A 24,161-nucleotide genomic window follows, 5' to 3' on the forward strand; every position below is an offset into this window, starting at 1 on the left:
CCTAGGAGCGAATGTCGCGGCCGTCCAGCGGCGTAGGCGTCGTGGCGTAGTCGAGGCACACCGTGGTGCCATCGGGCCGGGCGTTGATGGTGCAGTGATCCGCGAGCGCGTGCATCAGCAGGATGCCCCGGGACGCTCGGGGATCGTCGGGCTTCATGGGCTGCTGCCGATGCCAGATTCCCCGGTCGCTGACGCGCACGTTGACGGATTGTGCGCCGGGATCGTGGCGTGCGTGCAGCTTCATCGGACCGGGCGTGGAGTGGGCCCGGTACGCGTGCTCGACGCAATTCGCTAGCGCCTCGTTGGCGCCCAAAACGATGTCCTCGCGAAGATCGGCCGGAACCTCGGTCACCTCCTGCAGCCACCGTCGCAGGGCACTGCGCAATTCTGCAGCGGTGGCAGCGTCCGCGGCGCCGGCTCGGGTAAACCCAGCGGGGACTGCGGCCATAGGTGAATCTCCGGGCATCAGTGGGGGATACCCCGTTGGCACCCGAGCGATAACCCCTCCGTGGCAAGAGGATTCGAGCGGCTATTCGAGAACGAAAACCGGGATCTGCCTCGCCGTCTTCTCCTGATATTCGGCGTAAGGGGGAAACGCTTCCACCGCCAACCGCCACCAGTGCTCGCGCTCGGACCCTTCCAGCTCGCGCGCGGTGAGGGCGACGACCTTTTCACCATCCTGCACAGTCACCGCCGGGTTGGCCTTGACGTTGAAGTACCACGACGGGTGTTCGGGGGCGCCGCCTTTCGACGCCACCATTGCGTAGCGACCATTCTCCTCGACGCGCATCAACGGCACGTAGCGCTGCTTGCCGGACTTGGCGCCCGTCACGGTTATCAGGACGACGGGCCGGTCGAGGATCTCGACGCCGTCGGTCGTGCCTTGCTGCAGGATTCGTTCGGTTTGCTCGCGCACCCAGTCTCTCGGACTCAGCTCGATCCGGTCAGTCATGGCCTTCTCAACCGCGGACGCCGCGGATCCATTCCCCGGGCGGAGCCCGACTAGTGGCACACCAGGCGCTAATCCGGACGCCCGGGCGGAAACTCCGCACGTTTCGCGATGGCGTCACGGTAGGCATACACCCGGTTCGGGATCGTTCCCAGCACCGCGATCGTCTGGCCGTCGCGTCCATACGCGGCGACGAACTCCCAGCCGTCGGGATAGCCCTCGACGATTTCGATGGCATCGTAACCCGTTGGGACGCCTAGCATCTGGACCTTCACGTCATATTGGTCGGACCAGAAATACGGCACGTCGTCGTAAGCTTGCGCCGCGTCGGGCCCCGTCAGCAGCGTGCGAGCGGCCGCCGCGCCCTGACGCCCGGCGTCCTCCCAATGCTCGGTGCGCAGATGCCGCTCGTAGAGCGGGTGCCACCAGCGCGCGACGTCGCCGGCGGCGACGACGGCACCGTCCCCGTCGGGGCTCTCGGCCGCGCCCGTGGCGCCGCACAACACCCCGTCATCGAGGTGCAGTCCCGAGCCGGCCAGCCAATCGGTGGCGGGGGTGACGCCCAGGCCGACGATGACCAGATCGGCCGGAATTTGCGAACCATCGGTCAACCGAACGGCCTCCACGTGTCCGTTTCCGACGAACGCGTCGACTCCCACCCCGACCCGCAGATTCACGCCATGCTGGCGGTGCAGTTCGGCCCAGCGTGGCGCCAGTTCCGCGCCCAGCGCGGCCAGCAGCGGGCTGGATGCTTTCTCGATCAGAACCACATCCAGCCCCACCGAGCGGCAACTCGCGGCCACCTCCGCTCCGATGAACCCCCCGCCCACGACGACGACCCGTGGGCGCGAGCCCAGCCTTTGCCGGATCGCCAGACAATCGTCGACCGTGCGGAGCATCAGCACTCCGTCCGGGACCGGGCCGCCCGGCCATTCGCGTGGTGTCGCACCACTTGCGATCACCAGTCCGTCGAATTGCAGTGCCAGGTCGCGGTTTTCGTCGCACACGTGGACGGTGTGCGACGCCAGGTCCAGCTTGGTCGCCGACGCGCCGCGCAGCACGCGCGCTTCCAGCTCGAATTGGGGCGCCAGGTCGACCCCGGCGCGGTGCACCTCGCCGGTGAGCAGTTTCTTCGAGAGCGGCGGCCGGTGATATGGGGCGTGGCGCTCGGCGCCGACGATGGTCAGGGCACCGTCGTAGCCCTCCTGTCGCAGGGTCTCGGCCGCGCGGGTGCCCGCCACGCCGGCACCGACGACGACTACGTCCTTCAGCTGACGGCTCGGCATCGGATCACTCCTTCACCGTGATCGCCCGCGTGGGGCAGGACACCTCGGCGCCGATCAGTTGCTGGCGCAGTTCCTCGGGTGGCTCCGCCTGCAGTACGTGGAGCCCGTCTTCTTGTACGTCGAACACCTCATGGCAGATGCTCATGCACACGCCGTTGCCATCGCAGGTGTCGAGATCCACCGAGACCTTCATCGCACGTCAACCTTTCGTGCGCCGTTGCGGGAAGTCTCGATCCCGTGCGATTGATCCGGGGACTTTCCTTGAGAATGCGCCCGCTCGCGGGCGGCTTTCGCCACCGGCGAGTAGTTGAGGTAGTCGACCGCCATCTGCGTGGACGCCTCGTCGTTCGGATGATGGCTGGGCCGCATGTAGCGGACCGGTGTCGTCACCAGAAGCTTCCAGGGCCCGACCACCCGGTACTCGCGGGCCGCCCACAGCCAGTCCCGCCATCGCCACTTCTGATCGATGGTCGGGTCCTGTGCCATCAGGTAGCGAGCGCCCGCGATCCACCAGCCCACGAACAGCGGCGCAGTGAAGAACATGGCGAACGCCCTGATCCAATAGTTCCCGCAGACGTGCTGGAACACGTCGAACACCAGGGAGCGGTGCTCGACTTCCTCGGCGCCGTGCCAGCGCAATAAATCAAGCATCATCGGGTCGGCCCCCGCGTAGTCCAGGCCCCGGTTCGTCAGCACCCACTGGCCCAACATCGCGGTGAAATGTTCCAGCGCCGCGACGTCGGCCAACCGCCGGTACAGCCACCACCGCTTCATCGCCGGCGGGAACCACTTGGGTGGATCACCCAACGTGATCGACAACAATCGCCCAAGCCGGTCGGTGTACGGCTTGGTGTCGATGCCCTGCTCGGCCAAGTGGTCCAGCACGATCTGGTGCGCCCACGCGTGCCACGATTCCTGCTGGATGAACGGCTTGATCGCCGCCTCCAGCTCCGGGTCGTCGACCAGCGACGACGCCTCGAGGACGGCCTTGATGAAGTGCCGCTCGCCCTCGGGGAGCAGCAGGTGCAGGACGTTGATCATGTGGGTTGAGAACGGATCGTCGGGCACCCAGTGCAGCGGTGTTTCCGACCAGTCGAATCGGACCATCCGACGGTACTTGGGATGGCCTTCGTGGTGAAGTTGGACTTCTGGCATCAGACGCTCCTCCCGCCGACGGGTGGTGCGCCGTCGGCTTCCCCTCGATTTCAGAGAGCGGTCGATCCAAGGGCGGAACGCAGGCCGCCGCTTAGCGACCGTTCAACCGCCCGGGTACCCACCCGCTGTCCGCGTCATGCGTACCGGCGGTACCGGGTTCCCTGCCAGTTCGCTGTGAACGCGTGTTTACTGGCAAAAAGGACCGGCTCGTACCGCGGATTCCGATTCGGGAAGCATCCGCAGCGCGGGTCGGTTGAACGGGCAATGCGCATTGGTGTCGTGTTCCCGCAGACCGAACTCGGTGGAGACCCTGCAGCGGTACGTGCATACGGGCAGCGCGTGGAGGAATTGGGCTTCACCCACATCCTCGCCTACGACCATGTCGTCGGCGCCGATCCGGCGGTGCACCAGGGCTGGCAGGGCTACTACGACATCGACTCGACCTTTCACGAGCCGTTCGTGATGTTCGGCTACCTGGCCGCGGTCACCTCGCTTGAACTCGTCACCGGCGTCATCATCCTGCCGCAACGCCAGACGGTGTTGGTTGCCAAGCAGGCCGCCGAAGTCGATCTGCTCACCGACGGGCGCTTCCGGCTCGGTATCGGGTTGGGGTGGAACGACGTCGAGTACGAGGCGCTCGGCGAGACGTTCACCAACCGCGGCCGCCGCTCCGAGGAACAGGTCGAGGTCATGCGCAAGCTGTGGACCGAACGGTCGGTGACGTTCAACGGCAAGTACCACACGGTGACGGGGGCAGGCCTGGCACCGATGCCGACTCAGCGCCCCATCCCGGTGTGGTTCGGCGCGGCGTCCGACCGCGCCTACGAACGCGCCGGACGGCTGAGCGACGGCTGGTTTCCGATGATGGAGCCCGGACCCGGCCTGGACTACGCGCGTGAGCAGGTCCGTCGCGCGGCGACCGCGGCCGGCCGCGACCCCGACACCCTCGGCATGGAGGGCCGGATCAGCTGGACCGGCGACCCTGAGAAAGCCGCCGCCGACATCGCCGCCTGGAAGGCCGCCGGGGCCACGCACGTGTCGGTGAACACCATGAAGGCCGGCCTGGGGACCGTCGACGACCACCTCGCCGCGTTGGAGCGGGTCGCCACCGACGCGAAGTAGCGGGCCTCGCCGGGAGCCGTCGGCTCAGAAGACCGCGAACCAAATGGCGATGTATTGGCAGATCGCCGCGAGCGCGGTGCACGCGTGAAAGACCTCGTGGTAGCCGAACGTCGTCGGCCAGGGATCGGGCCAGCGCAGTCCGTAGAACACGGCACCGACGCTATACAGCAGCCCACCTACCGCCAGCAGGACCGCGGCCGCCATCCCGGCGTTCTGCGAGATCAGCCCGGTGTACCACACAGCCACCCAGCCCAACAGCAAGTAGAGGGAAATCCCCAGCCAGCGCGGGGCGGTCGGCCAGAACAGTTGCAGCGCAATGCCTACCACCGCACCACCCCAAACGATCGCGAGGACCAGGTAGCCGGTCCCGCGGGGCATCGCGAGCCTGGCGAACGGTGTGTAGGTGCCGGCGATGAGCACGAAGATCATCGAGTGGTCGAGCCGCCTCATCCAGTTCCGGCAGACCGCGGACTCCCAGTGCACGCGGTGATAGACGGCGCTGACGGCAAACATCGCCACGATCGCCAGGGTGTAGGTCAGCGTCGAGTGTCCCGCCCGCTTGGAGGCCTCGGCCCACGAGATCACCACCAGCGGCGCGCCCGCGATCACGGCCGCCACAGCGCAGTATTGGTGGATGAAGCCGCGCAGCCGTGGCTTGGTCAGCGCAGCGGCCACGTTCTCGACGAGCTTGGGTTGTGCGGCCGTATCGGTCTGGAAGCTCAATGTCCCTCCCTCGCTTGCGCGGACCGCTGATAAGCCTGGCTCGATGATTTCGCCGCAACCTAAGCGGCCGCTATGGCGAATCTGTGCAGAACGTGTACGCGAGCGAAGCGGGTATCGTTCGAAAGCCCGCGGCTAGGCCATCACGCCCTGGTGGACCTGGTCTCCGCCACGGCGCTTGGCGGCATACATCGCCTCGTCGGCGATCTTGATGAGGTCGTCGACGACCCAGGCAGCGTCGCCGTTGAACTGGCGCAGCTCGGTGCTCGCGATGCCGACACTCGCGGTGACCCTGGGGAGGACCCCGGCCAGCGCCCTGCTGAATTGCACGGTCAGTGGCCTCACGTCCGACGTCACCGCGGTCAGCGCGACCAAAAACTCCTCGCCGCCGGCACGGCAGATGACCGCGTTGGTCGGCGTGTGCTCGCGCAGCAGGTCGGCCACCGCCCGCAGGGCGCGGTCACCGACCAAATGGCCATGGGTGTCGTTGATGCGTTTGAAGTTGTCCAGATCGACCATCAGCATCGACACGTGCGTGTGCTCGGCCGGCGGATTCGCCAATCGGTTAGTGACGGCGTCGGCGAATGCGCGCCGGTTCAGCAATCCGGTGAGGGCATCTTCTTCCGAGCGCTGAACATACATTCCCATGGCCCGCGACATACCCCAAATACCCAGGGCCACAGACACATTGAGAAACGTGATTAGCCAGAGCGCGGAGGCCGCCGTGGCAATATTGGTCTCACGAGCCAGCCGCACCACCGCCGCGGCCGTGACCGCGCAGGCCACCACGCTGTTGAAGACCAGGAGCTTGGGACCGTGGTAAAACGCGATGTAGCCGCCGGTGACGGCCATGGCCGTGCACGCCAGCGCGGCGAGGGCACCGCTGGGCTGCACCAGGCTCCACCCGCCGACGAACAGCGAACCCAGCCCCACGCCAACGCGCGACTGCCAACGGGTGGGCCAGCGGGTCAGCCACAACAGGGTCACACCCATGGTGAAGGCGGCGGCGACAGTACCGGTGGTCAGCTCGACGGCACCCGGGTGGCTTTGGCTCGGCAACACCGCCAGCGGCACCATCGCCGACGATCCGGCGACAACCGCCATGATCATCCGTGCCGGACGCAGCATCCCACGCTGGTCCAGGAATGCGGTGACCCACTCATACTCGTCGGGCTGGCTCCACCACGCCTTGAGCCGGGACATCATTGAACGAACCCCCAGCCACGCATCGACTCGCGACTTGCCTGGTAGCAACGAGACACGCGATACGAGGTCAACCATGGCAGCCCACCGTCGAGGTAGTTTGGCCTGTGCAGGAACTCCGGTTCGTCTGAATTCGCAAACGTCTTACCGGCCACCGGATCGGCACCTTTCGTGACCAGCGTCGGCCCACGCGTCGTTTGAGCCGGCAGCTGCACCCACACCCTGCGAGTGTGAATGCTACTACCTTGCGAGCGTGGTCTTTTCAGTCAACTAAACCGGCTGAAACCCCGGCAAAGCGTTACGGCTATCTGTAACGTCCTGCGTGTGGTTGCCGCGAAACTGCGGTGTTGTGTGTGCCGGACGCCGTTCTATGGTCGTTCCGACGCGTATTACTGCTCAGGGGCGTGCCGGCAGAAGGCCTACCGGTTGCGCATCGCCCGGCGGACCTTCGACGAATCTGACCTGCGACAACCGCGTGACCCGACTATGCAAGCCCGCCAGCTTCGCAGGCACGCGCGACTCGTCCGCAAAGAAGCGGTCCTGATCCGCGCTAAAGCGATCGCCTCCCGGGAGGCCCGTCGCCAGTGATCGATCGGTTTCGGATTGCGTGATCGGGGAGATCCTCCCAGGAACAGCCGTCGAAGCTCGAGGGAGATCTCGCGTGGATCAACAAGTCAACATCGACCCGCCGCCGGCACCCGAAGACGCCCGGAAAGCGACCGAGGAGCAGCGGGAGCTTCAGGAGAAACTGGAGCACCAGGACGATGACCCGGACGGGCCGGCGTTGCACCAGTCCCGGCACGACCTTCCCGACGAGAGCACGCGGTAGGTCTCGCCGCCGCGAGTGGGCGGGTCAGCGCTCCCGTGCATCGGGCTCCAACGCTCCAGGATGCCGAGCGATCGAACCGGGCCAACCCGTCGTCACGGAGAAACAAGATAAGTTCCGTGCCCTTCGACCACCAGGTCGCCGCTGAATCGCAAGACCTCGCTGACGAGATTGTCGTCCTGGTTTCGGTAGGCGATGACGACGGTGTCGGTGCCCTGGTACACACCCTCGACCACGAAGCGAAGATCGGGAACGCGCTGCAACGCGTGCGTCCAGTAGCGCCGCAGCGCGGCCTTGCCGCGAACCAGCCCCGCCGTTTCCGGGAGCAGCTCGGCCGCCACCGGCGAGGTGAACAGCACGTCTTCGTGGAAGTGGTTCAGCACGGATTCGACGTCGTGGGCGTTCCATGCCGCCACCCACTGCTCGCTGAAGGCGAGCGCGTCAACGTTCACAGTTCATGACTGTACGCAGTTCGGCGGCAGTCGCCGGGCGACCGGGCGCTCGTGTGATAGACAGACCGCGTATGCGCGACGAGCCCCTGCCCATCACCGGACGGACCTGCTGGCGCGTCGAGCGCGCCGACCAGCTGGCCTGCATCATCGACGCCGCCGACTACTTTCGGCAGGTCAAGGCGGCGATGCTGCGGGCCCGACATCGAATCATCTTGATCGGCTGGGACTTCGACGCCAGGACGGCATTCGAACGAGGAGGCAAGAAACTCGCCGGCCCCAACCAGCTGGGTGCCTTTCTCTACTGGCTGCTGTGGCGACGCCCGACCCTCGAAATTTACGTACTGAAATCCAACCTCCGGCTGCTGCCTGTGTTCGACGGCCTGTGGTACGGCGTCACGCCCGTGTCGGTTGTGAATCGACTGAGCAGCAGGCGATTGCGCCTTGCCATCGACGGGGCACGGCCTACCGGCGCGGTCCATCACCAGAAGATCGTGGTCGTCGATGACGTCCTCGCGTTCTGCGGCGGCATCGACCTCACACTGGATCGCTGGGACACTCCGGAGCACAAGCACAACAATCGATTTCGCCGCGCGCTCGGCCGCAGGTACGGTCCGCGACACGAAGTCGCGGCCGCGGTGGACGGCGCCGCGGCGGTCGCCCTGGCGGAGGTCGCCCGGGACAGATGGCGGACCGCGACCGAGGAGTCGCTGGCCCCGATCGAGTCTGCGCGCAACGTATGGCCTGGCGGCTTGCGACCCATCGTGAGCGACGTCGAGGTCGGGATCGCGCGCACCTTGCCCACATTCGGTGGTCGCGACGAGGTTCGCGAGGTGGAAGCGCTCAACCTCGCGGCGATTGCGGCGGCACGCCACACCATCTATCTGGAGAACCAGTACCTGGCGGCCCGACAGGTGGTCGAGGCGCTGGCCGCTCGGCTCAAAGAGCGGGACGGTCCGGAGATCGTCATCGTCCTTCCCCGCCGCGGGCTGAACCGGCTCGAGCGCGAGACGATGGACAGCGCCCGCCACCGGCTCATCCAAGAACTTTGGGCGGCAGACGAATACCGCCGTCTGGGCGTCTACTGGGCGGTGACCGACGGCGGGTCGCAGATTTACATTCACTCGAAGATACTGGTCGTCGACGATTGGCTGTTGCGCGTCGGCTCGTCGAACTTCAACAACCGGTCGATGGGGTTCGACAGCGAGTGCGACGTCGCCGTCGAAGCGGACCCGAATAGCCAAGCGCACGAACATATCCGGCGGGCGATCGAGTCGGTGCGGCAGCAACTGGTGTGCGAGCATCTGGGGATTTCCGTCGACGAGTTCGAGGGGACGATGGGGCAGGATAGGTCGTTTCTGGCGGCAGTCGAGACGCTTCGTGGGCAGGGCAAGACATTGCGGCGATTCACCGGGCGGACGGTGGCCGGCGAAGACAGCGCGCTGGCCGAGAACGAGCTGATGGATCCCGATCACGTTCCGCGATCTCTCGGCCGCAGTGCTCGGCGGCTGATTACCAAGCTGTCCGCACAACCTCGCAGCTGGAGCTGAAATTCGTAACGGGCCCTGATTTTCAGGCCGATAAGTAGCATATGGCGGCCGAAACGCGCTGGGGGAAACCAGATTCGGCACGCAGACATTCCAGTGCCACCCAGCCGCTGAGCACGCCGCCACAATCGCCGTTTGGTCAGGAAGCTCTCCCAGGCCTTGGCCTAACGCTCTCGCGGGCGGTAGCGGCCGCCCGCATTCCGCCTAATAGAGCCGCATCTTTTGGGCGCGGCCGGTGAGGGCGGTTATCCGGTAATGGTCACGCTGGCCGGGAAGCGTCACCACAGCGGGGATCTCGTGGGTGGCGATGATCAGCATCGACCGCACCGGGATTTCCCCTCCCGTCGGGGGCATGACGACGGTTGGGAAGAGGATCGTTGCGGTGACCGAACCGGCATCGCCGAGTTCGTGCGTCGTCACGCTCAGAGTCCAGCCCAGGTCGGCCACGAACGTACTGCGGATCTGCTCGCGCTCGAAGTTGAGCGTCTGCCAGCCGTTGTCGTATCGAAGCACGAAGGGTGGCCTGCCGGGGATCCGCGGTGGGGTGACGCAGTACTCGATATAGATCCCGTCGCCGGCGAGGTCGCAGTAGTAGTCGGGGAACGTCTGGTGAGTAGCCATGGCTGCGGTCATTAGAATCGGGTTCCTCGGTTCACAGTTCGCTCCTTGGCGACGGCCTCCATCGCCGTCCTCCGGTTCAGGCAGTGCTGGACGGCAACAGAGTGTCAGCTACCAGGCCACTTCACATGCGTAGTCGACTACTCGACTTGCGAGGATGCCGAGCGTCTTTGCGCTGACGGCGCTGCGGTGGGCGCGCGTTTTTCCAGGGAGTTTGACTGCAGTTAAAGTAGGTCGTCCCACTGAGCTGCGTTTATGTGCACACGGAGGTCGGAGCCTGTTTTCCCGTTCGCGCCAGGTGGAAACTGAACCGTCCTGGTTCACGGCGGCGCTGGCCCAGCGACCGGACCATTGCGACCTCGACGTCGACGGTTGCCGCATTCACCTACGCGCCTGGGGCGCCGCGGACCAACCCACGGTGGTGCTCGTCCACGGCGGCGCGGCTCACTCCGGTTGGTGGGACCACATCGCACCGTTCCTGTCCCGCACCCATCGCGTGATCGCGCCGGATCTGTCCGGACACGGCGACAGCGGCACGCGTAGCAGCTACGACCTGCAAACGTGGGCACACGAAGTGATGGCAGTTTCCACAGCCGCCGGGGCATCGGGGCGACCGACCATCGTCGGCCACAGCATGGGCGGCTGGATCGCGGCCACGGCGGCGATGAGTTTCGGTAATCAGATCAATAGCATGATCGTGATCGACTCGCCGCTGTGGGAACGTTCGCCGGAGGAAGCGCGGTTACGCAACCGCAAACACACCCCGTATCGGACGAGAGACGAAATCCTGCAACGCTTTACGGCGGTTCCCTCGCAGCAGGTGATACTCCCCTACGTCCGGCGGCATATCGCAGTCGAGTCGGTGCGGAAGACCGCCGGGGGCTGGAATTGGAAGTTCGACCCGGCGATCTTCGGCGGTGACCTTCTTGAGCCGACAACCTCCGACGAAGAAACGCTGGAAACCATGATGGCCGAAATGCGGTGCCGTTTGGGCTATGTGCGTTGCGAATCCGGATTGGTGCCGCCCGCCATGGCCGAACGAATCCGCTCCATGCTCCAGCTGCGGGGACCTTTCGTCGAGCTGGCCGAGGCCGGCCACCATCCGATGCTCGACCAGCCGCTCCCCCTCGTCGCGACGTTGCGCACCCTGCTCGAATTCTGGTCGATCACCTAAGGCGCGGATCGGCTTCGCCCGGTCTGGGGCGCTCACTGGAACACGGTCTGTTTCGGGATCACGTTCATGAAGCACTTTCGATCATGGTCCTCAGCGTCATGCCGATGGCATGCATTCCCGCCAGCACCTCGTCTCGGAGGTCTCGGTCAGAGGGATCCCAATTGGCGATCACCGCGTAGTCGAACCAGACGGAGACTCGCCCGATCGTCCCGACATCTGCTCTGATGCCTGCGTCAGCACCAGTTTTGTTGCGAACAAAGAAGTTTCGATCCGACGTCGCATGGGCCAGCGGGTCAAGCCCAAACGCGCCCGCCACCATGGATAGGTCTACCGAGGTTGCCAGCCAGGCGTTCACCTGTTCTGAAACCGTTTGGGATATCAGCTCTTTGCGGCCCAGCTGACTCATCAGACGCGACAACTCGGATGCTGAGCCGGTCGACAGTGTCGCCGGGTCATCTGGGCCTCGGTGATCCCTGACGTAGTCCAGCAGCGCCGTGTGGACTAAGTCGAGGGATTCGGCAAGGTCGCGAAGCTTGCGCAAGCCCACCCTCTTGAGCAGGATATTTGTCGCCAGGTTGTCGCTGACGCTGGCGATCAAAACGCAGAGATCTCGGGTGGGTAGTCGCTCGATTAGCAGGTGCTGCCAGATCCCCGAATCGGCGACCAAGAGCTCTGGATCGCGGTCGAGCAACGTAGCGCCGCTGAGCTCGCCCCTCGCGCATTGCCGTGCGACCTCGACCAGCAACAGCAGCTTGCCGACGCTCGCAGTCTTCATCGGACGATCGGCATTACGAGAGGCTAGTTCGTGACCTGCGGTATCTCGAATGCAAACCGACCAATCGATGTTGGCGCTCGTGCCCATGACGTCGTCGATCGACCGCTGGAGCACCTCGAGCCCTTCAATCCGGTCAGGGAGAAGTGGCGGCATACCGTTGATTATTGCGCCGTCAAGTAGCCGCCGAGGGTCACAGTCGTCGCGAGCCCAGCCAAGAAATAATGGTTGGTGTCGGCGACCGTGGCCCACCCCGGCTCTAACATGAGCTCGTGTCCCATCCGTGGGAGGAAGAAGGGTTCTGTGTTGGTTCTCGGGCGCCTAACCGGCGAACGTTTTGAGCACCCTTCGAGACGCCGTTTAGGCTGCCTGCCCTGATCGGATGGGTCGCGGATCAGATTCGGTGTGCGGCTTGGATGAATTGCGCGGCGCGCTCGCCGATGACGACGCAGGGCGCCATGGTGTTGGCGGTGCTGATGCGGGGCATGATCGATGCGTCGGCGACGCGCAGGCCCTCGACGCCGTAAACCTTGAGGTGTCCGTCGACCACCGACATGGTGTCGCGGCCCATTTTGGCGGTACCGGATTCGTGCCAGTAGGTGGTGACGGCGTCCCGCAGATATGTCTCGAGTTCAGCGCCGGTCAGGTCACCCGGCATGATCTCGCGCGCGACGAACGGCCGAAGCTCGGCGGAGTTGCCGATCTCACGCAGGGTTTCGATGCAGGTGATGGCGGTCTTGAGTTCTTCGGGGTCCGAGAGCGCGTTGGCTTGGATAAGCACAGGGTCGGCCGGGTCGGGACCCGACAATCGAATCCGACCCCGACTGCGGGGGTGCGTTGGTGAGCCGAATAGGACCCAGCTATTTTGCGGCAGGCCGTATTTCGCGGCATTTTCCGGGGTGGCTTTTGGGAAAGGTCCCAAACATGCGAACAAGTCGGGTCCGTCGACATCGGCAGCTCCGGAGTCCCAGAACAATGTCGCACCCACCTGAGTGCTGCCCTGAATGTTCTCGGGAAACTCCCACACGCAGTCAAACCCGAAGTGGTCCTGAAGGTTGCGTCCGACCCCGGGCAGGTGCTGCCGAACGGTGATGCCGACTCGACGCAATTCGTCTTCGTCGCCGATGCCGGACTGCATCAGCACCTTCGGTGTGTGAATGGCGCCCAGCGACAGGACGACCTCAGCGTCGGCAGCTATTCGATGCACTGAGCCGCCATGGATGATCTCGACACCGGCGGCCCGATTGCCTTCGAAGATCACGCGGGTGACCAGTGCGTTCGGGGCCAGGGTCAGATTCGGCTGCTGCTGACGCGGGACGGTATAAGTGCGAAACACCGATAGGCGTTTTCCGTCGCGCCAGCGCAGATCGGTGATGGCGGCGCCGCGGATCTCCTCCATCAGGCGGCCGTTGGGGCTCTGGTAGGTGGGAATACCGATGGCCCTGGCTGCCTGAAGGGTCGCCGCGGCAAGCGGGTGCACATCGGGTGCCGGCTGGACGAACACCGGCCCGCCCCTGCCCCGATGGTTTGGCTCGCCGATGCCGTGCCAGTCCTCGATCCGCCGGTAGAGGTCGAGGATTGCCTGGTATCCCCAGGCCGACTCGCCGGACTCCGAGGCGTAGTGGTCCCAGTCGCTGCGGTGTCCGCGCGCCCAGATCATCAGGTTGATGCTGGACCCGCCGCCGAGCACTTTGCCCATCGAAAACGGGATCGCGCGGCCGTGAAGCCGCGGGTCTGGCTCGGACGTGAATCCCCAATCGCGTTCGCTGCCAAGGTTCGACGGCCATTGGCTTGCGTCGGTCACGCTAGGGACGTCGTCGCTGCCGCCGGCCTCCAAAAGTAAGACCGTGATGTCGGGGTTTTCGGCCAACCGGCCGGCGATCACCGATCCTGACGATCCAGCGCCGCACACGATGACGTCGTAACGCGGCTTCAACTCAGTATTCACCAAGGTCTCCTGACTTAACAGAACTGGGTATATCGGCAGATACCTAGATCACGTGTGGATAGGCTGAGCAGTTCAAGCCCATTCGAAAAAGAACCGCGACCGCTAACTACGTTCTCCCACAACGCTTTCCGCGCAGACCGCTCGGCGGTGACCTTGCTGAGCGCGTTGATCTCCGGCTCGACCGGCGGTAGCGCCTTGACCCGAATCTCCCGTGCGGCGGCAGGCAACGTCAGTTCGAACGGCTGCATACCTGTCAGGCCACCGCCGTCTGGAGCCCAAGCACGGAGCGCAGCCAGCGACCCATCTCGGCGATCGCGCGGTCGACCTCGTCGACGCGGCCCGCCCCCATGATGAAGGAGTGCTGCCCCTCGTCGACCCGCCGGACGAGGACGTCATTGCCTGCCTCCTTCGCCCGCCGCGCGAAGGCGATGGCGTCGGACGCGAGGAGCTCGTATTCGCCGTAGTACACCGCGGTCGGGGGCAGCCCGGACAGGTCGGCCCCGAGCAGATGCACTCGTGGGTCGGTGAATTCCACGCCGGTTCCATCAAGCCAGCACGACCGGAACAGCTCGAGCAATCCCCGCGTGAGCAGCTTGTCTCGCTCGGCGTTGGTCTCGATGGAGTCCCCCGACAGCGTGGCGTCGGTCCACGGCGAGATGGACAGCACGGCACCGGGCAGTGCCTCGCCCCGATCACGCAACCGCAGTGCAAGTTCGACTGCGAGATAGCCGCCGATCGAGTGGCCGACACTGCCGATCTTGTCGTGCCGGTAGCCCTGGTCGAGCAGCCAGCGGTAGGCGTTGTCCACGTCTTCGACCTGCGCTGGGTACTTGTGCTCCGGGGAACGCCGGAAGTTCAACACCAGCGACCGCACGCCCGCTGCTTTCGCGATGTGCGCGGCAGCTTTTCGGTCCGAATGCATCGACATCAGGACGCTGCCGCCCATGTGCGTGTGCAGCAGCACCGACTCGGGGTCGCTGTCGACCGGGATGCACCACAGCGCCTCGACTCCGCCGGCGTCCACCTCGGCGTAGGTCACGCCCTCGGGTTCCTTCGTCGCCAGATGGATGTTCTCGGTGACGTCGCGGATCGTCTCCAGCTCGAAATTGGGATTCGAGGAGCGCCTGCCGATCTCGGCGAAGAAGTCGGCGAACTCGATCGCTTGCTGGCTTGCCATTGCTTTCCTTTCGTCGTCCATAGAATAACGATCACTATATATCGATCGTTATTCTATGGCCAGTCCAGGATCGGTGCAGCTGCGGTGGGTTGGGCCGCGAGGAACCTCGGGTTAGGAGAAGTACGCGTCAAATGACCCGACGTCGGTCAAATGCGCTGTGACCTCAGAGATCTTGTCGTCACGGATGGTGAGCACGTTGACCACGTCCTGTTCGAGCCGCTTGCCATTGTGTTCACCGGTGTCGTGCAGTGTGACCGCAACGGTGTCTTGGCCGAAAGCAAATCCGCGCGGCGAGATGTGTAGCCCGTACTGGGCAAACGTGTCGGCCAACCTGGTGACGTCGTCGATTCCAGTCGCCCTGCCGGACACCATACTGGAGCCGGGGATGGTCCAGACAATGTCGGGGGTGGCGTGTTCGGCGATTCCGGCATGGTCGTCGTGCACGATGGCGGTCGCGAACGCGCCGACGATGGCGCGCTGCCGCTGCATTGTCGCAGCTTCGTCGTCCGGCGCTGCGGTCGAATTGCCGTCCGGCACAACGCAAACCAAGACCATGGCGATACCCAGGCTTGCCAGGGCGGCTTTCCAAGCACTCGATGCCCACATGCCGCCTCCACTCATGTGCGTCGCTTGCCGGGCGAGATGAGCCTGTCCGCGGTCTCGCTCGCGGCGTCGATCACGTCTGCCTGCGTGGCGGGGTCGGCCATCGCGCGCGAGATCGACACCGCCCCCACCATCAGCGCGACGACGCTCCACGCCCGCCGCTCCCGATCGGCTCCGTCGAGAACGTCGGCCACCCGCTGTGCCAGCGCGGTGATCTTGTGTTGGTACGCCTCTCGGGTGGACAATCCCGCCCGCGCGACGTCGGCGCTAAGGGTCGGCATCACACATCCGTCGCCCGGGTTTTCCACGTGGTAGGTGCTGAGGTATTCCGCGAGAAAACTCTTCAGCTTCGACCGGCGCTCGGTCCTGCTGCCGGACTCCGTGTCGGAAAGGAACGGCTCACCGACGGCGGCCTCGATGATCGCCTCAAGCATTGCTTCCTTATTGGCGAAGTTCGAATAAAACGCTCCGGAGGTCACGTCCGCCGCAGCGGCTAGCCCATCCACGCCGATCCCGTTGAAGCCGGCGACCTTCATCGACCGCGTGCCCGCACGCAGCAATGCCGCGCGCGCCTTGACCTTCTGGTCTGCCGGATATCTCATGACAAAGCTATTTATAGCATAACCATCGGTATTCTATCTCCGGGAGGCCGGCTCGGTCATCTGCGCGGCAGAAGTACGTGCCGTCTAGGCGGCTGGTGACAACCACCCTGAGATCCTGCGGGTCGCGGTGAAGCTGGCCCAGGCGACCGCGGCGAGGATCTCGGCATCAGCGGGTTGGATGTCACGGAAGGCCGCGATGATGCCGTCGTCGATCTGGTAGGGCGCGATCGCGACCAGCAGGGCGAGTCTGCCCGCGGCCTGGTCGCGGGCGTCGAGACCCGTGACTGCTTGTTCTACCCAGCTGCGACTGATCCCCGGCTCTTCGCCGTCCCAGGCCGCGACGTGCTCGCACACCAGCTCACGCACGGGCTGTGCCAGCACGTCGGAGCCGAGGTCTTCGACGATGGCCTCGAGGCTGCCGAACGCGGACGCGAGCGCGGGCCGCGGTGCGGTCCAGGCGAACTCCGATGATGGCGTCGCCTCAGGAAGGCGGCCGACCGCTCCACCGGAGGCGACGTCGACTGCCATGATGCGCTTGCCGGCCGCGGTGCCAGCCACCCGGATGGTGGTCCCGCGCAGCCACCGTAGCTTGGACGGCAACGCGACAGGCCCGTCGGGGAGAAAGACCTGCACCAGCCGGTCGATGTAGTGAAAGCAGGCAGCCGAGGCGATCAATTGGGGTGCCTCATTGGCGGTGAACGGCGGCTTACGCAGAATGTCGGCGCCGGGCTGGCGGTTGGCGAACGCCCACATGGCGACCTCACGGGTTTTTCGGTCTGCGATCAGGTCGGGTCGCTTGGCGCGGATCGCATTGGCGGTGCTGGTGTCGCCGGCACCGACTAGCAGGATGCTATGCGCGTCTACACAGAATGAGCACTGGTTGATCGCGGAGACGCCTTCACAGACCACTTCACGCAGACCGCGACTCACCGAGCCGGCGACGATGGATTCCCGGAGCATCCCCCATACTCCGGCCAGCAGCTCAGGAATCGGAGCATGCAGGGTGACAGGTGGCACCAGCTGAAACTCTCGCTTCATCTGGGCGTAGACCTCGCCCACCAGACCGTCGGCGTCGCGCGGGGAGACGGCTCTGATGTGTTTGATGATTTGCGGGGCAAACGTGGTAAACAGTGTCTCTTCGACGCGAGCTGTTAGCGGAGCCATCGCGGACCTTCCTGGGTTCGTTAAAAGTGGAGCGTGAGCGTGTTATCCAACGGCCATGTTCGACACCGTTATGCGTTGTCGCACAAGATAACTAACGTCGCGCCTTGAGCATCGAGGCCCGGACAGGAGCAATTGGTGTCACCCTTCTCATCCGACGCCGATTGTTTGGTGGTAGGTCTTGCCCCGGCCCATTCCCACCAATCGGATGAAGGAGCGCTGCGCAAGGGCGGAGGCGATCAGGTCGCCGATCCGCGGCGAGAAGGCCTCCCCGAGCAGCAGTAATTTGGCCGGTCCCGGCATCACCACCCGAGGCGCTCCGCGCCGCACCGCCGAAACAACCGCGCGCGCAACATCTTCTGACGCCAGCGGCGTCATATGGCGAAATGGAGGCGGCATCTCGGCCTCATCGGCCTCGCGCAGCAGGTCGGTGGCAGTCAGCGCGGGATAAATCACCGACACCCGAATGTTGCTGCCCGCCAGCTCCTGGCGCAGTGCGTCGGAGACGGCCGAGACCGCATGCATAACGACCGCGTAGGAGCCGAAACGCGCGAAAGCTTTGCGCCCCATCACCGATGACATGTTCACGATCGCACCTGAGCGCTGGCGGTGCATCGTCGGCAACACCTGCTGGGTCACGTCGACCAGTCCGAACAGGCTGGCCTGCAGAGTGTCACGCACGTTATCGCTGAAATCCGCCGACTCCACGGCGCCGACCCGGCCGATGCCAGCATTGTTCACCAGCACGTCGATCCTGCCGAACCGCTGTATCGCCGCATCCACCAGCGCGACAACCGCATCGTGTGACGTCACGTCGGTGGGCACCGCCAACGCCTGTGAACCCAGCGCCGACACCGCTTCGGCGACGTCACCCAGACGCTCAGCCGAGCGTGCCGCAAGGACCAGCCGCGCTCCCTGCGTGGCGAACGCCAACGCGACGGCTTCGCCGATCCCACGCGAGGCGCCCGTGACCAGCACAACCTTGTTCTCAAATGCCTTCTTCATGCGATCGCTCCACTTCCTCGTGCCGGGTAGCTACTGTCATCGCGCCACGATTGGCAAGGCGGAGCTGCAACGTGCGATTCGCAGCTGACCGTAGATCGGTTTGAATGTGACGCTTTTGACGACACCGCCAAGCCGCTGGCCCAACGCGATAGTCAGACCGCGGGTGCGGATCACATGTCGCGTTGTCGACCTTCCGCCCGAGTCCGACAACTGGCAGCACACGAAGCATAGGTACAACCGTAAACCAGTTACACAAACAAATCAAGCTAATGATGGATTAACAGTTTAGAACTTGTTAAAGTGGTGTCGTGAAGACCAGGGTCTACAACCAGAACTGCCCCATTGCGCGTGGTCTGGACATCATCGGCGAACGCTGGACACTGCTCATCGTGCGCGAACTCATCGGCGGCCCCCGCCGCTACAGCGACCTGCGGGCGGAGCTGCCCGGCATCGCCACCAACCTGCTCGCACAACGCCTCAAAGAGCTCCAAGACGCCGGGCTGATCGACCGCACCGACCTGCCCGCGCCGATCGGGCGCACCGTGTACACGCTCACCGACACCGCCTGGCAGCGCGTGCTTCCCATCGTGCAGGCCATCGCCCTCTTCGGCCTGGACAAGCTCGATCCCATGGACAGCAGCGCGGTCACACCGCTCAACGGCTTCCTCGCGGGCGTGCTGCTGGCCTTCGATCCGGCCGCCGCAGCCAACCTGAACACCACCTACCGCATCGACATCGACGGCCGGCGTTTCGAATTCGCCGTCACCAACGGACATCTCGCCAGCGCTCGCGGCGAACCCGGCGTTATTGTCACCGCAGCCGCCGCAGACCTCATCGCCATCCGCCTCGGCGGCGACGCCGCCACCCGCAAGTCCGCGCTGCGTCGAGTCCGCTTCGACGGCGACAAAGAAGCCGTCGACACGATGCGTGATGCCTTTTCCCTGCGCGGTTGACACACCTCACGCCTCCAATCGAGCACCTCGCAAACCGGCACCCACCCACCAAGGGCAGTCGTGAGCCCATCGTCGATCTACCTCTGGCCGCTGCCCCAGCGCCAACATCGTTCAGCTGCTTGTTATCTCGCCGTCGACGACGGCGACTACTACGCGGTCGTCGTATCCGGCGGCTTCCTGCACTACCTCCAGGGCCAGAACTAATACGAAGTGCTCACACCCGTATGCACCTGGTTCCAAAAAGGCAACGCCGCATCGCTGCGGTCAGCTAACTGCTCGCACAAGCCAAGGCAGCATTCTCACCTTGATGTCCAATTGGACATCGGGTGGACATTTGGAATGGGAGAAATGGACATCAAACTTGAGAAGTCACAAGATATTTACGTCACCTCGCCATGTTGGCGAAGCGCGACAGGTGCAGTTGGTGCGCGACCGTAACCGTCTTGGTCGGGCCGTTGCGATGTTTGGCGAGAATGAAATCCGCCTCTCCTCCACGCGGATCGTCACGCTCGAATGCGTCCGGCCGGTGCAGCAGGATGACGACGTCGGCATCTTGTTCCAAAGAATTGTGTACGCCGATGCCGTTGGCGACGAAATTATGTGTGCCACTTACCGTTCCGTCGTAAACGTCCTCTTCACCCAAACTCGTGATCTCGACGACCGTGTCCCAGTAGACGTCGGTGGTCGCAAGCGCGTGGATCTCCCGATCATCGAGCACGACCGCCGCGCGATGCAGCCTGGACCTACTCGGCTTGTGCTTCCACATCGTGGAGCCGCAGAACTGACTACCCATCGCCGACGCAAACTCTCGGTGCGTGATCTCTTTGGCGGACAGTACCTCGCGGACACGCTCCCACACCTCTTTCGGAATCGTGTCCAGGTTCGTGTTGCGCACGATCGTTTCGAGATGACGCCGCACGTCTTCTGCCGCCGCCGCTTTCGCGCCGTGGACGCCCACGTGGTTAACGAACCGCAGCTGATTCTCGACCCCATAGATCAGCAAGTGCCACGAGTCGCGGTAGCCAAGCTTGGGCGCATGCTTGATCCTCGCAAAGACTCCAACCCTGAGCAGCAGCTGGGCGACGTCATCTATTAGGCGCCGGCTGGTCGACGCGTAGTAAATCCGCGCCTGCCCGACCTTGGCGTCCCATCGAACTGAGCCGTCGGTTGCCCAGAGGTGCCGCAGGAACAATGCCACCTGGTCGTTGGGCGCACGAAATACGGCCTCCGGCACGAACTTCTCGTAACTGCGCTTGCCGAACAGCCCCATTCCATCGAGCCATGCAGCAATGGGGTTGCGTCGGCCGCGCGCCAGTCGTTCCGGCGACGGCAACCGCAGCGTGGTCACTCGCGCCGCCGGGTATTCGTCGCGGATCGCCTTCACCCCGAAGTGCGCCGCGGAGATCGTCACCGCGGCGAGGTTCGCCTCGTCGATTGATGCGTAGCGGATCGGCTGGCGCTTCACGCATGACCCGTCACCGATCATGTGGGCGAGGAGCATCACCTCGCAGTCATCCATCCGCTGCGTGTCGACCGGCTCGGGAACGCGCCGGGGTGCGGCGATGCGATCGCCGATCTTGAGCTGCTCCAACGGAGTCCAGCCATCGAGCTTCATGAACGGGTGGTTACCGGTGGCCTCGACCTCGCGGCCCGAGGCGAGCCGAAGCCGGAACACCTCCTTGCGGCCACTCGGGAAGACATTGGTCATGGGGCGCGCGACCATGCGCAGCCGCTCGTCCAGCGACCACACCAGCGGACGTTCGCCCGTCCGCATCAGCTCACCGAACGTGACCTCAGCCCCGGTGTCGGCGCGCAGGATTCGCGTCGATGCGGTCAGGCATCCCGACTCGCGAAGATCGGCGAGCATCGGCCTCTTGTCGGTGCGCTGCTCCGGACCGCGGTTGAGCTGGCTGATCGCCACCACCGGAACCTCGAGTTCCTTCGCCAAAAGCTTGAGGTGCCTTGAAAATTCGGACACCTCCACCTGGCGCGACTCGTGCTTCTTGCCTGACGTCATCAGCTGCATGTAGTCGATGACGATCAACCGCAGGTCGGCCTTCTGCCGCAGCCGGCGCGCCTTGGCCCGGATCTCCATCATGGTCAAGTTGGGCGAGTCGTCGATATACAGTGGCGCCTCGCTGATTTCGCTCATCCGCCGCGCCAGGCGTGTCCAGTCGTCGTCGCTCATGCGGCCCGAGCGCATGTCGGCGAGCTTGATCTTGGCCTCGGCCGACAGCAGCCGCATCACGATCTCGGATTTGCTCATCTCCAGCGAGAAGATGACGCTGGCCAGCCGGTGCTTGATGGAACACGACCGCATGAAGTCCAGACCCAGCGTGGAATTGTGCGTCGGCACCATCCCAGGGCCGGCCAGATAAAGACGCGCGGCGTTGTCCACCTGGACACAGCGCACCGGCACACTTTCCATGCGGCGCACCGAGGTGATCTGCAGCACAGGAGCCAACAAGGCCGTCGTCCCAAGGTTTGCGTAGTGCGGCGTCGTGCCGGCCGCCGCAATCGCGTCACAGCCGCTGCGCAGCTGAGCCGATGTCCGGATGCCGCGAGTCGTCGGCCACTGATGTGCGGCGTCCGCGGTGATCACTGTCCCGTCCGAGAACTCCACCTCGTAGCAGGGCCGCCCGAGCATCACCTCGGTAGCGGCTACCACCCGCGTCGGCTGCCCGTCGGCATCGAGCAGCTCCTCTCCGACCGCGACGTCTCCCATGGTTGTCCAACCGCCTGGGGTCGGCAGGGGCGTTTTCAGCGCCAGCGCCTTGCCCACGCCGGGTCGGGCCGCCACGATGATCATCTGCCCGGGGTGCAGGCCGTTGGTCACCTCGTCGAGCTCGGTGAAACCGGTCAGCACCCCGCGTGACACCCCGCCGCTGGACGCGATGGCGTCGATCTCGTCCATCGTCGGCTGCAGCAGGTCCTCGAGGGGAACGAAGTCCTCGGACATCCGGCGGTCGGCGACGTCGTAGATCTCTGCCTGCGCGCGGTCGACTATCTCGGCCACGTCGGCGCCCTCGGCGCCCGCGTAGCCGTATTGCACGACCCGCGTGCCCGCCTCCACCAGCCGGCGCAGCAGGGCCTTCTCGGCGACGATGCCCGCGTAATAGCCCGCGTTGGCCGCCGTCGGCACCGTAGAGATCAGGGTGTGCAGATAGGGCGCACCGCCGATGCGGCGCAGCATTCCGCGACGGTCCAGTTCCGCGGCGACCGTCACGGCGTCGGCCGGCTCGCCGCGCCCGTAGAGGTCAAGGATCGCGTCGTAGACATTCTGGTGCGCCGGGCGATAGAAGTCGCCGGGCCGCAGCCGCTCCAAGACGTCGGCGATCGCGTCCTTGCTCAGCAGCATCCCGCCCAGCACCGACTGCTCCGCGGCGAGATCCTGGGGGGGCTGGCGGCCGAACTCTTCGTTGGGTGGCGACGAATCCATGCCTGGCGCGAGGTCATCGACGACCGCCACGGACTCTCACCTCCCCTAACACGAGTAGCCGAACATACATTCGAACCGACATTCGGAGCGTAAGTCAAGGCCCCGACAACCACCGACCTAGCGCGCCCGTATCGCATCGCGCGGGGACGACGGTAAACGTTGCTGGCAAGGACTTAAAGGGGGCTCTGTTCATAAGGCTGTGCATCGTGTGTGCATATCCTTCGACACCTGTGTTGAACGGGGTGTGGAGAACCTGTGGATTAATTCGAGACTCGGCGACATCACTGCTGATAAGAGCAGTACAACTCACCACAATCGGTGTGGACAGGAATCTCTTCGGCGTGTCGTCGCAGGTTACTGCGTCGGGCGTGTTGGCTTTCGGCCATATTTTCGCAGAGTTACCAGGTGGTTAAGAGGTCCGCTCGGCAGCACCCGCGAAAGAGTTCGCCAGCCGAGCAAACCCGGCGGCCTGTCAAAGCCGCGAGGAAGCGCGCGCCGAGCGCGAAAGGTTCGGCGGTGGCCGATCCGTGGCCACCGCCGAGAGAGAGCAAACGCTACTTAGTTAGCTGTCCGCAACGACATCGAGAGCGACCTCGGCGTCGACTTCGGGGTGCAGGTGCACCGAGACCGCATAGGTGCCGACGGCCTTGATGTGCGTCTTGGGCAGCCGGACGACCCGCTTGTCGAGGTTTGGTCCGCCGGCCTTCTTGATGGCCGCGACGACGGCGCCGGCGGTCACCGAGCCGAACAGCTTGCCCGTGTCGCCCGCGGCCTTCACCGGCAGCGTGACGGGGCCCAGCGCGTCGATCGCCGACTTGATTTCGTTGGCGTGCTCGAGGTCGCGCACGGTCTTGGTCTCACGGGCGCGACGAATTTCGTCGGCCTGCTTCTGCGCGCCGCGCGAGGCCAGGATGGCCAGGCCGCGCGGGAGCAGGAAGTTGCGACCGTATCCGTCCTTGACCTCTACCGCCTCGCCGACGGTCCCGAGGTGATCGACGTCAGCCGTCAGAATCAGCTTCATTGTTCAGTACTTTCGGTTGGCTCTCGGCGGCTACCGCGTCGAGGAGGTGAAGGGCAGCAGGGCCACCTCGCGCGCGTTCTTCACCGCGATGGCGATGTCGCGCTGGTGCTGCACGCAGTTGCCGGTGACCCGGCGCGCCCGGATCTTTCCGCGCTCGCTGATGTAGGTGCGCAACAGGGTGGTGTCCTTGTAGTCGATCGCTTGACCCTTTTTGGCGCAGAAGACGCATTTGCGGGCCTTGATCGGCTTTTCTGGAGCCGGGCGCCGCTTGGTGGACTTGGCCATATCTGTCTTTCTTTCCGTGTGTTACTGGTCTGAAGTTTTGTGTTTTTAGAAGGGTGGCTCGTCGTCGCCGCCGCCGAAGGACCCCGAGGCCGGGGCGCTACCCCACGGGTCGTCCCCGCCACTCGGCTGGGCCGCCGGGGCCGCCG

Annotated in this window: 25 protein-coding genes; 6 read left to right on the top strand and 19 right to left on the bottom strand. The window is 64.8% G+C overall.

What is annotated here, in order from left to right; translation table 11 throughout:
* Position 1 precedes the first annotated feature (1 nt).
* From N415_RS02780 to N415_RS02800, 5 genes are all read right to left on the bottom strand, one after another.
* Positions 2–448, bottom strand: coding sequence for an ATP-binding protein (locus N415_RS02780; RefSeq protein WP_081665035.1), 447 nt, complete (start codon positions 446–448; stop codon positions 2–4).
* 81 nt (positions 449–529) lie between these two features.
* Positions 530–952: a nitroreductase family deazaflavin-dependent oxidoreductase gene (locus N415_RS02785; protein ID WP_068176992.1), complete on the bottom strand. Its 423-nt coding sequence runs from the start codon at positions 950–952 to the stop codon at positions 530–532.
* Positions 953–1,020: 68 nt separating this feature from the next.
* Positions 1,021–2,235, bottom strand: coding sequence for an FAD/NAD(P)-binding oxidoreductase (locus tag N415_RS02790; RefSeq protein WP_068176994.1), 1,215 nt, complete (start codon positions 2,233–2,235; stop codon positions 1,021–1,023).
* 4 nt (positions 2,236–2,239) lie between these two features.
* Entirely contained in the window at positions 2,240–2,428 is a 189-nt protein-coding gene (locus N415_RS02795; RefSeq protein ID WP_068176997.1) for a ferredoxin, read from the bottom strand.
* Positions 2,425–3,390 (bottom strand): metal-dependent hydrolase, encoded by a 966-nt coding sequence (locus tag N415_RS02800; RefSeq protein WP_068177000.1) that lies wholly within the window; start codon positions 3,388–3,390, stop codon positions 2,425–2,427. The genes N415_RS02795 and N415_RS02800 overlap by 4 nt, the downstream gene beginning before the upstream one ends.
* A gap of 264 nt (positions 3,391–3,654) precedes the next feature.
* Here N415_RS02800 and N415_RS02805 point away from each other — a divergent pair, with 264 nt between their 5' ends.
* Complete coding sequence (locus tag N415_RS02805; RefSeq protein ID WP_068177001.1) at positions 3,655–4,512, top strand: LLM class F420-dependent oxidoreductase; 858 nt, start codon at positions 3,655–3,657, stop codon at positions 4,510–4,512.
* Between the two features lie 24 nt (positions 4,513–4,536).
* Here the strand turns inward: N415_RS02805 and N415_RS02810 are convergent, their stop codons facing one another.
* Positions 4,537–5,235 (bottom strand): hemolysin III family protein, encoded by a 699-nt coding sequence (locus N415_RS02810; protein ID WP_068177003.1) that lies wholly within the window; start codon positions 5,233–5,235, stop codon positions 4,537–4,539.
* Positions 5,236–5,367: 132 nt separating this feature from the next.
* Positions 5,368–6,438 (bottom strand): GGDEF domain-containing protein, encoded by a 1,071-nt coding sequence (locus N415_RS02815; RefSeq protein ID WP_161630266.1) that lies wholly within the window; start codon positions 6,436–6,438, stop codon positions 5,368–5,370.
* 658 nt (positions 6,439–7,096) lie between these two features.
* Between N415_RS02815 and N415_RS32170 the strand changes: the two genes are divergently transcribed.
* Positions 7,097–7,264: a hypothetical protein gene (locus tag N415_RS32170; RefSeq protein ID WP_193376388.1), complete on the top strand. Its 168-nt coding sequence runs from the start codon at positions 7,097–7,099 to the stop codon at positions 7,262–7,264.
* Positions 7,265–7,356: 92 nt separating this feature from the next.
* Here the strand turns inward: N415_RS32170 and N415_RS02820 are convergent, their stop codons facing one another.
* Positions 7,357–7,713: a nuclear transport factor 2 family protein gene (locus N415_RS02820; protein WP_068177005.1), complete on the bottom strand. Its 357-nt coding sequence runs from the start codon at positions 7,711–7,713 to the stop codon at positions 7,357–7,359.
* A 71-nt stretch (positions 7,714–7,784) separates the two neighbouring features.
* Here N415_RS02820 and N415_RS02825 point away from each other — a divergent pair, with 71 nt between their 5' ends.
* On the top strand, positions 7,785–9,260 hold the full coding sequence (locus N415_RS02825; protein WP_068177006.1) for a phospholipase D-like domain-containing protein: 1,476 nt from the start codon (positions 7,785–7,787) through the stop codon (positions 9,258–9,260).
* Between the two features lie 201 nt (positions 9,261–9,461).
* On the opposite strand, the gene N415_RS02830 is transcribed toward N415_RS02825, so the two are convergent.
* A complete protein-coding gene (locus N415_RS02830; RefSeq protein WP_152531215.1) occupies positions 9,462–9,878 on the bottom strand; it encodes a hypothetical protein in 417 nt (138 codons plus the stop codon).
* 274 nt (positions 9,879–10,152) lie between these two features.
* Between N415_RS02830 and N415_RS02835 the strand changes: the two genes are divergently transcribed.
* Positions 10,153–11,049: an alpha/beta hydrolase gene (locus tag N415_RS02835; protein WP_343203449.1), complete on the top strand. Its 897-nt coding sequence runs from the start codon at positions 10,153–10,155 to the stop codon at positions 11,047–11,049.
* Between the two features lie 64 nt (positions 11,050–11,113).
* Here the strand turns inward: N415_RS02835 and N415_RS02840 are convergent, their stop codons facing one another.
* From N415_RS02840 to N415_RS02870, 7 genes are all read right to left on the bottom strand, one after another.
* Positions 11,114–11,977, bottom strand: coding sequence for a serine hydrolase (locus N415_RS02840; protein ID WP_152531216.1), 864 nt, complete (start codon positions 11,975–11,977; stop codon positions 11,114–11,116).
* Between the two features lie 238 nt (positions 11,978–12,215).
* Entirely contained in the window at positions 12,216–13,769 is a 1,554-nt protein-coding gene (locus tag N415_RS02845) for a GMC family oxidoreductase N-terminal domain-containing protein (protein ID WP_081665038.1), read from the bottom strand.
* 253 nt (positions 13,770–14,022) lie between these two features.
* A complete protein-coding gene (locus tag N415_RS02850) occupies positions 14,023–14,946 on the bottom strand; it encodes an alpha/beta hydrolase (protein ID WP_068177050.1) in 924 nt (307 codons plus the stop codon).
* Between the two features lie 111 nt (positions 14,947–15,057).
* On the bottom strand, positions 15,058–15,552 hold the full coding sequence (locus N415_RS02855) for a nuclear transport factor 2 family protein (protein ID WP_161630267.1): 495 nt from the start codon (positions 15,550–15,552) through the stop codon (positions 15,058–15,060).
* An 11-nt stretch (positions 15,553–15,563) separates the two neighbouring features.
* Entirely contained in the window at positions 15,564–16,151 is a 588-nt protein-coding gene (locus N415_RS02860) for a TetR/AcrR family transcriptional regulator (protein WP_068177013.1), read from the bottom strand.
* A gap of 84 nt (positions 16,152–16,235) precedes the next feature.
* On the bottom strand, positions 16,236–17,315 hold the full coding sequence (locus N415_RS02865; RefSeq protein WP_068177016.1) for a carboxymuconolactone decarboxylase family protein: 1,080 nt from the start codon (positions 17,313–17,315) through the stop codon (positions 16,236–16,238).
* 147 nt (positions 17,316–17,462) lie between these two features.
* Entirely contained in the window at positions 17,463–18,317 is an 855-nt protein-coding gene (locus tag N415_RS02870; protein ID WP_068177017.1) for an SDR family oxidoreductase, read from the bottom strand.
* A 308-nt stretch (positions 18,318–18,625) separates the two neighbouring features.
* On the opposite strand from N415_RS02870, the gene N415_RS02875 reads away from it, so the two are divergent.
* Together N415_RS02875 and N415_RS31825 are read left to right on the top strand one after the other, a co-directional pair.
* Positions 18,626–19,270, top strand: a complete 645-nt coding sequence (locus N415_RS02875; protein WP_068177021.1) for a helix-turn-helix domain-containing protein — start codon at positions 18,626–18,628, stop codon at positions 19,268–19,270.
* A 60-nt stretch (positions 19,271–19,330) separates the two neighbouring features.
* A complete protein-coding gene (locus N415_RS31825; protein ID WP_161630268.1) occupies positions 19,331–19,474 on the top strand; it encodes a hypothetical protein in 144 nt (47 codons plus the stop codon).
* A 181-nt stretch (positions 19,475–19,655) separates the two neighbouring features.
* On the opposite strand, the gene N415_RS02880 is transcribed toward N415_RS31825, so the two are convergent.
* The 3 genes from N415_RS02880 to rpsR all read right to left on the bottom strand — a co-directional run bounded on the left by N415_RS02880 (position 19,656) and on the right by rpsR (position 24,015).
* On the bottom strand, positions 19,656–22,739 hold the full coding sequence (locus N415_RS02880; RefSeq protein WP_081665040.1) for a replicative DNA helicase: 3,084 nt from the start codon (positions 22,737–22,739) through the stop codon (positions 19,656–19,658).
* Positions 22,740–23,271: 532 nt separating this feature from the next.
* On the bottom strand, positions 23,272–23,730 hold the full coding sequence (rplI, locus tag N415_RS02885; RefSeq protein WP_068177022.1) for a 50S ribosomal protein L9: 459 nt from the start codon (positions 23,728–23,730) through the stop codon (positions 23,272–23,274).
* Between the two features lie 30 nt (positions 23,731–23,760).
* A complete protein-coding gene (gene rpsR / locus N415_RS02890) occupies positions 23,761–24,015 on the bottom strand; it encodes a 30S ribosomal protein S18 (RefSeq protein ID WP_066935440.1) in 255 nt (84 codons plus the stop codon).
* Positions 24,016–24,161: the final 146 nt, after the last annotated feature.

This window comes from Mycobacterium sp. UM_CSW, from assembly GCF_000455205.1.
Lineage (GTDB): Bacteria > Actinomycetota > Actinomycetes > Mycobacteriales > Mycobacteriaceae > Mycobacterium.

Excerpts from the sequence above, each read along its gene's own strand:
- N415_RS02855 (WP_161630267.1), bottom strand. The coding sequence starts at position 15,552 with ATGTGGGCATCGAGTGCTTGGAAAGCCGCCCTGGCAAGCCTGGGTATC.
- N415_RS02815 (WP_161630266.1), bottom strand. The coding sequence starts at position 6,438 with ATGATGTCCCGGCTCAAGGCGTGGTGGAGCCAGCCCGACGAGTATGAG.
- N415_RS02780 (WP_081665035.1), bottom strand. The coding sequence starts at position 448 with ATGGCCGCAGTCCCCGCTGGGTTTACCCGAGCCGGCGCCGCGGACGCT.
- N415_RS02825 (WP_068177006.1), top strand. The coding sequence starts at position 7,785 with ATGCGCGACGAGCCCCTGCCCATCACCGGACGGACCTGCTGGCGCGTC.
- N415_RS02870 (WP_068177017.1), bottom strand. The coding sequence starts at position 18,317 with ATGAAGAAGGCATTTGAGAACAAGGTTGTGCTGGTCACGGGCGCCTCG.
- rplI (WP_068177022.1), bottom strand. The coding sequence starts at position 23,730 with ATGAAGCTGATTCTGACGGCTGACGTCGATCACCTCGGGACCGTCGGC.
- N415_RS02785 (WP_068176992.1), bottom strand. The coding sequence starts at position 952 with ATGACTGACCGGATCGAGCTGAGTCCGAGAGACTGGGTGCGCGAGCAA.
- N415_RS02800 (WP_068177000.1), bottom strand. The coding sequence starts at position 3,390 with ATGCCAGAAGTCCAACTTCACCACGAAGGCCATCCCAAGTACCGTCGG.
- N415_RS02850 (WP_068177050.1), bottom strand. The coding sequence starts at position 14,946 with ATGGCAAGCCAGCAAGCGATCGAGTTCGCCGACTTCTTCGCCGAGATC.
- N415_RS02840 (WP_152531216.1), bottom strand. The coding sequence starts at position 11,977 with ATGCCGCCACTTCTCCCTGACCGGATTGAAGGGCTCGAGGTGCTCCAG.
- N415_RS02790 (WP_068176994.1), bottom strand. The coding sequence starts at position 2,235 with ATGCCGAGCCGTCAGCTGAAGGACGTAGTCGTCGTCGGTGCCGGCGTG.
- rpsR (WP_066935440.1), bottom strand. The coding sequence starts at position 24,015 with ATGGCCAAGTCCACCAAGCGGCGCCCGGCTCCAGAAAAGCCGATCAAG.
- N415_RS02860 (WP_068177013.1), bottom strand. The coding sequence starts at position 16,151 with ATGAGATATCCGGCAGACCAGAAGGTCAAGGCGCGCGCGGCATTGCTG.
- N415_RS02795 (WP_068176997.1), bottom strand. The coding sequence starts at position 2,428 with ATGAAGGTCTCGGTGGATCTCGACACCTGCGATGGCAACGGCGTGTGC.
- N415_RS02830 (WP_152531215.1), bottom strand. The coding sequence starts at position 9,878 with ATGGCTACTCACCAGACGTTCCCCGACTACTACTGCGACCTCGCCGGC.
- N415_RS02805 (WP_068177001.1), top strand. The coding sequence starts at position 3,655 with ATGCGCATTGGTGTCGTGTTCCCGCAGACCGAACTCGGTGGAGACCCT.
- N415_RS02865 (WP_068177016.1), bottom strand. The coding sequence starts at position 17,315 with ATGGCTCCGCTAACAGCTCGCGTCGAAGAGACACTGTTTACCACGTTT.